The 6,797-nt window shown below is 72.2% G+C and carries 8 protein-coding genes and 1 pseudogene; 4 read left to right on the top strand and 5 right to left on the bottom strand.

The window, feature by feature from the left end; all coding sequences use genetic code 11:
• The 3 genes and pseudogenes from KBX39_RS18985 to KBX39_RS18975 form a co-directional block, all read right to left on the bottom strand.
• Positions 1-275 (bottom strand): annotated as a pseudogene (locus tag KBX39_RS18985) (ABC transporter permease); the annotation flags it as partial.
• The gene (locus KBX39_RS18980) at positions 272-952 is read right to left on the bottom strand and encodes an ABC transporter ATP-binding protein (protein WP_043328688.1); all 681 of its coding nucleotides are present in this window, start codon (positions 950-952) and stop codon (positions 272-274) included. The gene KBX39_RS18980 and the pseudogene KBX39_RS18985, both read right to left, overlap by 4 nt.
• Positions 949-1,473, bottom strand: a complete 525-nt coding sequence (locus KBX39_RS18975; protein ID WP_069087235.1) for a PadR family transcriptional regulator — start codon at positions 1,471-1,473, stop codon at positions 949-951. The genes KBX39_RS18980 and KBX39_RS18975 overlap by 4 nt, the downstream gene beginning before the upstream one ends.
• 86 nt (positions 1,474-1,559) lie before the next feature.
• Here KBX39_RS18975 and KBX39_RS18970 point away from each other — a divergent pair, with 86 nt between their 5' ends.
• The 3 genes from KBX39_RS18970 to KBX39_RS18960 all read left to right on the top strand — a co-directional run bounded on the left by KBX39_RS18970 (position 1,560) and on the right by KBX39_RS18960 (position 4,146).
• Entirely contained in the window at positions 1,560-2,408 is an 849-nt protein-coding gene (locus KBX39_RS18970) for an ABC transporter ATP-binding protein (protein ID WP_043328681.1), read from the top strand.
• Entirely contained in the window at positions 2,405-3,250 is an 846-nt protein-coding gene (locus KBX39_RS18965) for an ABC transporter permease (RefSeq protein ID WP_043328679.1), read from the top strand. The genes KBX39_RS18970 and KBX39_RS18965 overlap by 4 nt, the downstream gene beginning before the upstream one ends.
• An 86-nt stretch (positions 3,251-3,336) precedes the next feature.
• The gene (locus KBX39_RS18960; RefSeq protein ID WP_069087233.1) at positions 3,337-4,146 is read left to right on the top strand and encodes an alpha/beta hydrolase family protein; all 810 of its coding nucleotides are present in this window, start codon (positions 3,337-3,339) and stop codon (positions 4,144-4,146) included.
• Positions 4,147-4,186: 40 nt separating this feature from the next.
• Here the strand turns inward: KBX39_RS18960 and KBX39_RS18955 are convergent, their stop codons facing one another.
• Together KBX39_RS18955 and murA are read right to left on the bottom strand one after the other, a co-directional pair.
• A complete protein-coding gene (locus KBX39_RS18955; RefSeq protein ID WP_064447828.1) occupies positions 4,187-5,035 on the bottom strand; it encodes a 3-hydroxyacyl-CoA dehydrogenase family protein in 849 nt (282 codons plus the stop codon).
• 69 nt (positions 5,036-5,104) lie between these two features.
• A complete protein-coding gene (gene murA / locus KBX39_RS18950) occupies positions 5,105-6,526 on the bottom strand; it encodes a UDP-N-acetylglucosamine 1-carboxyvinyltransferase (RefSeq protein WP_210871784.1) in 1,422 nt (473 codons plus the stop codon).
• Here murA and KBX39_RS18945 point away from each other — a divergent pair.
• A partial coding sequence (locus KBX39_RS18945) for an ATP:cob(I)alamin adenosyltransferase (protein WP_210871782.1) occupies positions 6,525-6,797 on the top strand: 273 nt, incomplete at its 3' end. The two genes, murA and KBX39_RS18945, sit on opposite strands and share 2 nt — an antisense overlap.

The raw sequence follows: 6,797 nt of genomic DNA, 5'->3' as shown, positions 1-6,797 counted from the left end.
TCCGGACCGGTCGCGGCGACGTCGACGCGGACGATCTGGTCGCCCCGGAAGTAGTCAAACCGGGTCGACCACAGCAGCGGGTCGGCGGACCCGCCCGCCGTCTCCTGCGGGTACATCGACGCGTAGCGGGTGAGCTGGGCGTCGGTGGCGTTCACACCGGCGAGCGTGGTGAGCAGCAGGCCGGTGCCGACCGCGACGGCGGCGGCGATGGCGACCAGCCGGACCAGCGCCTCCCGGCCACCGGCCACGGCGAGCCGGAGCGCGAGCCCGATCACGAGGCGACCCCGGCGGGGGCGTTGACCCGGCCGTCCCGCACCATGACCTCCCGGTCGGCGTACGCGGCGATGCGCGCCTCGTGCGTCACCAGCACGACTGTGGTGCCCTTCTCGCGGGCGGCGTCCACCAGCAGCGTCATCACCTCCTCGCCGGTGAGCGAGTCGAGCGCGCCGGTGGGCTCGTCGGCGAACAGCACCCGGGGCTCCGCGACCAGGCCGCGGGCCAGCGCGACCCGCTGGGCCTGCCCGCCGGACAGCTCCCCGGAGCGGCGGTGCTCCATGCCGGCCAGGCCGAGCCGCTCGAACCAGCCCCGCGCGGCGCGCAGCGCCGGAGTGCGGCGGACACCGCGCAGCAGCAGCGGCAGCGCCACGTTCTCGGCCGCGGTGAGTTCCGGCACGAGCTGCCCGAACTGGAAGACGAAGCCGAAGCTGTCGCGGCGCAGCGTGCTCCGGTCGGCCTCGCCGAGCGTGTCGATCCGGGCGCCGTCGAACCGGACCTCGCCGGAGTCGGGGCGCAGGATGCCGGCCAGGCAGTGCAGCAGCGTCGACTTGCCGGAGCCGCTCGGTCCCATCACGGCGACCACCTCGCCGGCGGCCACGGCGAGGTTCGCGCCGCGCAGGGCGGGTGTCTCGCCGAACGCGTACGTGACGTCACGTGCCTCGATCATCGGGCTCATGGCCGTACCGCCTTTCTCAGGGCGTCCAGCCGGGCGCCCGTCGTCTCGATCCACCGCAGGTCCGCCTCGAGGTGGTAGAGGCCGTGGTCGGCCAGCATCACGTCGACGAGTTCGCCGCTGCGCTTGATCTCGGTGAGTTCGCGCATCCGGCGCAGGTGCGCGGCGCGCTGGGTGTCCAGGTACTCCTCGGCCGGGCGGTCGAGCATCAGCGCGAGCACGACCTTGGTGAACAGCAGGGTCTGCAGGTGCGGCTCCGGCTCGACCGGCTCGGTCAGCCAGTGCTCCACCTCGGTGGCGCCCAGGTCGGTGATCACGTAGCGCTTGCGGTCCGGCCCCGCGCCGGGAGCCACGTCGCCGACCACCACCTTGCCGTCGCGGGCCAGCCGGCTCAGCGTCGAGTAGACCTGCCCGTACGGCAGCGGCTTGCCGCGTCCGAAGAAGGTGTCGTAGTCGCGCTTGAGGTCGTAGCCGTGGCTCGGTTCGCGTTCGAGCAGCCCGAGCAGGGTCAGGGGAACCGTCATGAGCAGAGACTACACCGGGTGTATACCTCGCGTATATAGCTGACCCGGCAGCGGAACGGGCCACCGCACGACGCACACTTGACGGCATGGAGAACGAGCTCGCGATTTCCGTGCGAGGGCTGCGCAAGGCGTACGGCGACAACGTCGCCGTGGCCGGGGTGGACCTGGACGTCCACCGGGGCGAGGTGTTCGCCCTGCTCGGCCCGAACGGCGCCGGCAAGACCACAACGGTCGAGATCCTGGAGGGCTACCGCCAGCGCGACGCCGGTGAGGTGCGCGTCCTCGGCGCCGACCCCGCCCACCCCGACGCCGCCTGGCGCTCCCGGGTCGGCATCGTGCTCCAGGGCACCGGCGAGTTCGACGAGCTCAGCGTCATCGAGGTGGTCCGGCACTTCTCCGGCTTCTACCCGGGCGCCGACGACCCGGACAAGGTGGTCGAGCGGGTCGGGCTGGGCGCCAAGGCCAAGGCGCGTACGCACACGCTCTCCGGCGGGCAGAAGCGCCGCCTGGACGTGGCGCTGGGCATCATCGGCCGCCCCGAGCTGCTCTTCCTCGACGAGCCGACCACCGGATTCGACCCGGAGGCCCGGCGCGAGTTCTGGGAGCTGATCCGGGACCTGTCCGCCGCCGGCACCACGATCGTGCTCACCACCCACTACCTGGACGAGGCCGAGGCGCTCGCCGACCGGGTCGGCGTGATCGCCGCCGGGCGGGTGATCGAGGTCGCGCCGCCCAACCGGCTGGGCAACCGGCAGGAGTCGCTGGCGACCGTCTCCTGGCGTACCCCCGACGGGACATTGGCCTCGGCGGAGACCGCGACGCCGACGGCGCTGGTGTACGACCTGGCCGCGCGCTTCGGCGGCGAGGTGCCCGGCCTCACCGTGACCCGGCCGACCCTGGAAGACGTCTACCTGCGGATGATCGGACACTCATGACCACCACGACGAACCCCGCGGCCCCGGTCACCGCCGCCGCGGCCCGGCGACCCGGCGCGGGCGCGCTGGCGCTGCGCCAGGGGCGGCTGGAGATCACCCAGTTCCTGCGCAGCCGGGAGTCCGTCGTGTTCACGATGGGCTTCCCGATCATCATGATCCTGATCTTCGCGGCGATCTTCAGCGACGAGATCGCGCCCGGGGTCAGCTACACCCAGTACTTCATCACCGGCATGATCGCGACCGGCCTGATGACAGTCAGCTTCCAGAACCTCGGCATCTGGATCCCGATCGAGCGCGACCGGGGCGTGCTCAAGCGCTACCGCGGTACGCCGATGCCGAAGTGGGTCTGGTTCGCCGGCAAGGTGATCATGGTGGTGGTCATCGGCATCGCCGAGACCGTGCTGCTGCTCGCCGTCTCGGTGGCGATGTTCGACCTGGACCTGCCGCAGACCACCGCCAAGTGGCTGACGTTCGCCTGGGTCTCCGTCCTCGGCGTCACCGCCTGCACGCTCTGCGGCATCGCCATCTCGTCGCTGGCCCGTACCGCCCGCAGCGGCTCGGCGGTGGTCACCCCGGTCGCGCTGGTGCTCCAGTTCATCTCCGGCGTGTTCTTCGTCTTCACCAGCCTGCCCACCTGGATGCAGCAGGTCGCGGCGATCTTCCCGCTCAAGTGGATGTGCCAGGGGCTACGCTCGGTGTTCCTGCCGGACAGCTTCGGCGCGCGGGAGCCGGGCGGGTCGTTCGAGCTGGGCACCGTCGCGCTGGTGCTGGGCGCCTGGTGCGTCATCGGCCTGGTGCTCTGCCTGACCACGTTCCGCTGGACCACCAAGCGCGACGGCTGAGGTGTAAGGAAGGGCCCCCTTTTAACGCCTCCGGTAGAGAAAGGGCCCCTTCTTAACACGCGCCCGGCGGTGGCACACTCGCCGGCATGGCACCCACGCTGACCCGGCGTACCCTGCTCGGCGCCGCCGCCGGCGTGGCCGGCGCAGCGGTGGTCGGCGGTCTGGCCGCCCGGCAACTGGCCGGCCCCCGCCCGGGACCGGCGCCGGCCCTGCCGGACGCCCCGGCCGGCGACGAACGCCTGATCCGCATCGCGTCCGGCGCGCGCGGCCGCGAGGTCGACTTCTGGACGGCGGTGCCCGACGGGTACGGCGACGGCCGCGGCCTGCCCGTCTGCCTGGTGCTGCACGGCGCGTCGGCCACCCCGCGCGACTACGGCCGGTTCGGCCTGGCCCGCTTCCTCACCGACGCGGTACGCCGGGGCGCCCCGCCGTTCGCGCTCGCGGGCGCCACCGGCGGGCGGCTGTCCTGGCGCGCCTCCGGTGACGACGACCCGCAGCGGATGGTGCGCGAGGAGGTGCCCACCTGGTGCGCCCGGCGCGGGTTCGACAGCAGCCGGCTGGCCGTGTGGGGCTGGTCGATGGGCGGCTTCGGCGCGTTGCTGCTGGCCGAGACGTACCCGAAATGGCTGCGGATGGCGGCGGCCTTCTCCCCCGCGGTGAGCCCCGGCGACGCGGTCTTCACCGGCGTGGACAAACTGCGCGGCACGCCGGTCGGGCTCTGGTGCGGGCGGCAGGACAACTTCCTCAAGGATGTCCGCGCGCTGGCCCGGGCGCTGCCCGAGGAGCCGGTACGCGCCGCCTGGGCCGACGGGCGGCACAACTTCGGCTACTGGGGCACTGTCATCCCGGACGCGTTCGCGCTGATCGGCGCCGCGCTCAGCCCGCCCCGGACGTGAACCGCCCCCGGCCGCTCGGGCCGGGGGCGGGACGGGCCGGTCAGTACGAGTAGAAGCCCTGGCCGGTCTTGCGGCCCAGGTCGCCGGCGGTGGCCATGCGCTGGAGCAGCTCCGGCGGGAAGAACTTCTCGTCGGCGGTGTCGGTGTAGATGTTGCGGGTGGCGTTGAGCAGCACGTCCACGCCGGTCAGGTCGACGGTGGCGAGCGGGCCCATGGCGTGGCCGAAGCCCAGCTTGCAGGCGGTGTCCAGGTCCTCGGCGGAGATCACGCCGGCCTCGACGAGCTTGACCGCCTCCATCGCCAACGCGCAGATCAGCCGGGTGGTGACGAAACCGGCGATGTCCCGGTTGACCACCACCACCGTCTTGCCGATCCCCTCGGCGAACGACTTGACCGTGTCCATGGTCGCGTCGCTGGTCTTGTAGCCGCGTACCAGCTCGCAGAGCTTCATCATCGGCACCGGCGAGAAGAAGTGCGTGCCGACGACCGACTCCGGGCGCTCGGTGGCGGTGGCGATCTGGGTCACCGGGATGGCCGACGTGTTCGTGGCCAGCACCGCGTCCGCCTTGCAGATCTTGTCCAGCGCGCGGAACACCTCGTGCTTGATCTCGATCTTCTCGAAGACCGCCTCGACCACGATGTCCGCGTCGGCGGCGGCCTCCAGCTCGGTGGTCGGGGTGATCCGGCCCAGCGTCGCCTCGACGTCGGACGCCTCGATCTTGCCCTTCTCGGCGAACTTCGTCAGCGACTTCCGGATGCCGTCCACACCGCGCTTCGTGGCCGCGTCGTCGATGTCGCGCAGCGTCACCTGCCAGCCCGCCTGCGCCGCCACCTGGGCGATGCCCGAGCCCATCAGCCCGGCACCGACGACCGCGAGTCGACCCGCCATCTGCTTCTCCCTCGCCGTGTTCTGCAACGTCTGCCAGAACCCTACTTAACGACGGATAAGCACCGGCTGTCAGATGGCCAGGTCCGGTTCCTCCGGCGCGGTCCCGCGTTCCACCTCGACGCCGAGCGCCCGCAGATCCGCCACGAAGTCCGGGTAGCCCCGGTCGACGTGGTGCACGTGCGAGACCTCGGTCAACCCGTCGGCGCAGAGCCCGGCGATGATCAGGCCGGCGCCGGCCCGGATGTCCGTCGCGCGTACCGGGGCGCCGGACAGCCGCTCCCGGCCGCACACCAGCGCGTGGTGGCCATCGGTACGGATCTCCGCGCCCAGCCGCATCATCTCGTTGGCGAACATGAACCGGCCGTCGAAGATGTTCTCGGTGATCAGCGAGCCACCCTCGCTGACCGCCGCCAGCCCGATCGCCATCGGCAGCAGGTCGGTGGCGAAACCCGGGTACGGCAGCGTCACCACGTCCACCGCCTTCGGGCGGTCGTCCATGCGTACCCGGAAGGCGTCACCCCGGGTCTCGACCAGGCCGCCGGCCGCGACCAGCTTGTCCAGCGCGACCTCCAGGTACGCCGGGTCCAGGCCGGTCACCGTCACGTCGCCGCGGGTCATCGCGGCGGCGAACGCCCACGTCCCGGCCACGATCCGGTCCCCCACCGTGGCGTGCCGGACCGGCCGCAACCCGGGTGCGCCGACGATGTGCAGCGTCGACGTGCCGGCCCCCTCGATCCGGGCGCCCATCCGGTTCAGCATGGTGCAGATGTCGACGATCTCCGGCTCCCGGGCCGCGTTGTCGATAGTCGTGGCGCCACGGGCCAGCACCGCCGCCATCACCAGGTTCTCGGTCGCGCCCACGCTCGGGAAGTCCAGCACGATGTCCGCGCCGTGCAGCCCGTCCGGGGCCTCGGCGATGACGAAGCCGTGCTCACCGGAGATCTCCGCGCCCATCCGGGCCAGCCCGGCGATGTGCATGTCCAGGCCGCGTGAGCCGATCGCGTCGCCGCCCGGGTGCGCCACCCGCACGTACCCCCGGCGGGCCAACAGCGGACCGAGCACGCAGATCGACGCGCGCAGCCGCCGCACCAGGTCGTAGTCGGCCTCCGCGCCCGGCCGTTCCGGCACGTCGATGAGCACCGAGCGGGACCGCTCCACACCGCCGTGGGCCACCATCGGGTCGACCGGGTCGTCCGGCCCGAAACGTACGCCACAGCCGAGCCGCCGCAGCACCTCGCCCATGATCGCGATGTCGGTGATCCGGGGCACATTGGTGATCAGGCTGCGGCCGGGCGCGAGCAGCGCCGCCGCCATCAGCTTCAGCGCGGAGTTCTTCGCACCCACCACGTGCACGGTGCCGTCGAGCCGGGCGTCACCGCGTACCCGGATGACGTCGACGTCGCTGACCGCCGGATCGCTCGCGTCCCCCGGCCCCACCGGACTCGGCCGGGCCGGGATGGTCAGGTCCGGTATCCGTAGGCTGTGCGTCATGGCCGTCCACCTCACGCGCATCTACACCAAGGCCGGCGACGCCGGCATGACCAGGCTGAGCAACAACGAGCAGGTGCCGAAGACCGATCCGCGCATCGCCGCGTACGCGGACGTGGACGAGTGCAACGCCGCGATCGGCGTCGCGCTCGCCCTGGGGCAGCTCTCCGACGAGCTGCGAGCCGTGCTGGAGTCCGTACAGAACGACATGTTCGACGTCGGCGCGGACCTGGCGACGCCGGTCGAGCCGGACCCGAAGTACCCGCCGCTGCGG

This window comes from Micromonospora sp. D75 (assembly GCF_018070405.1).
GTDB lineage: Bacteria > Actinomycetota > Actinomycetes > Mycobacteriales > Micromonosporaceae > Micromonospora > Micromonospora chalcea.
This window is presented reverse-complemented; position numbering and strand designations above follow the sequence as displayed.

Excerpts from the sequence above, each read along its gene's own strand:
- KBX39_RS18970 (WP_043328681.1), top strand. The coding sequence starts at position 1,560 with ATGGAGAACGAGCTCGCGATTTCCGTGCGAGGGCTGCGCAAGGCGTAC.
- KBX39_RS18960 (WP_069087233.1), top strand. The coding sequence starts at position 3,337 with ATGGCACCCACGCTGACCCGGCGTACCCTGCTCGGCGCCGCCGCCGGC.
- KBX39_RS18965 (WP_043328679.1), top strand. The coding sequence starts at position 2,405 with ATGACCACCACGACGAACCCCGCGGCCCCGGTCACCGCCGCCGCGGCC.
- KBX39_RS18955 (WP_064447828.1), bottom strand. The coding sequence starts at position 5,035 with ATGGCGGGTCGACTCGCGGTCGTCGGTGCCGGGCTGATGGGCTCGGGC.
- KBX39_RS18980 (WP_043328688.1), bottom strand. The coding sequence starts at position 952 with ATGAGCCCGATGATCGAGGCACGTGACGTCACGTACGCGTTCGGCGAG.
- murA (WP_210871784.1), bottom strand. The coding sequence starts at position 6,526 with ATGACGCACAGCCTACGGATACCGGACCTGACCATCCCGGCCCGGCCG.
- KBX39_RS18975 (WP_069087235.1), bottom strand. The coding sequence starts at position 1,473 with ATGACGGTTCCCCTGACCCTGCTCGGGCTGCTCGAACGCGAACCGAGC.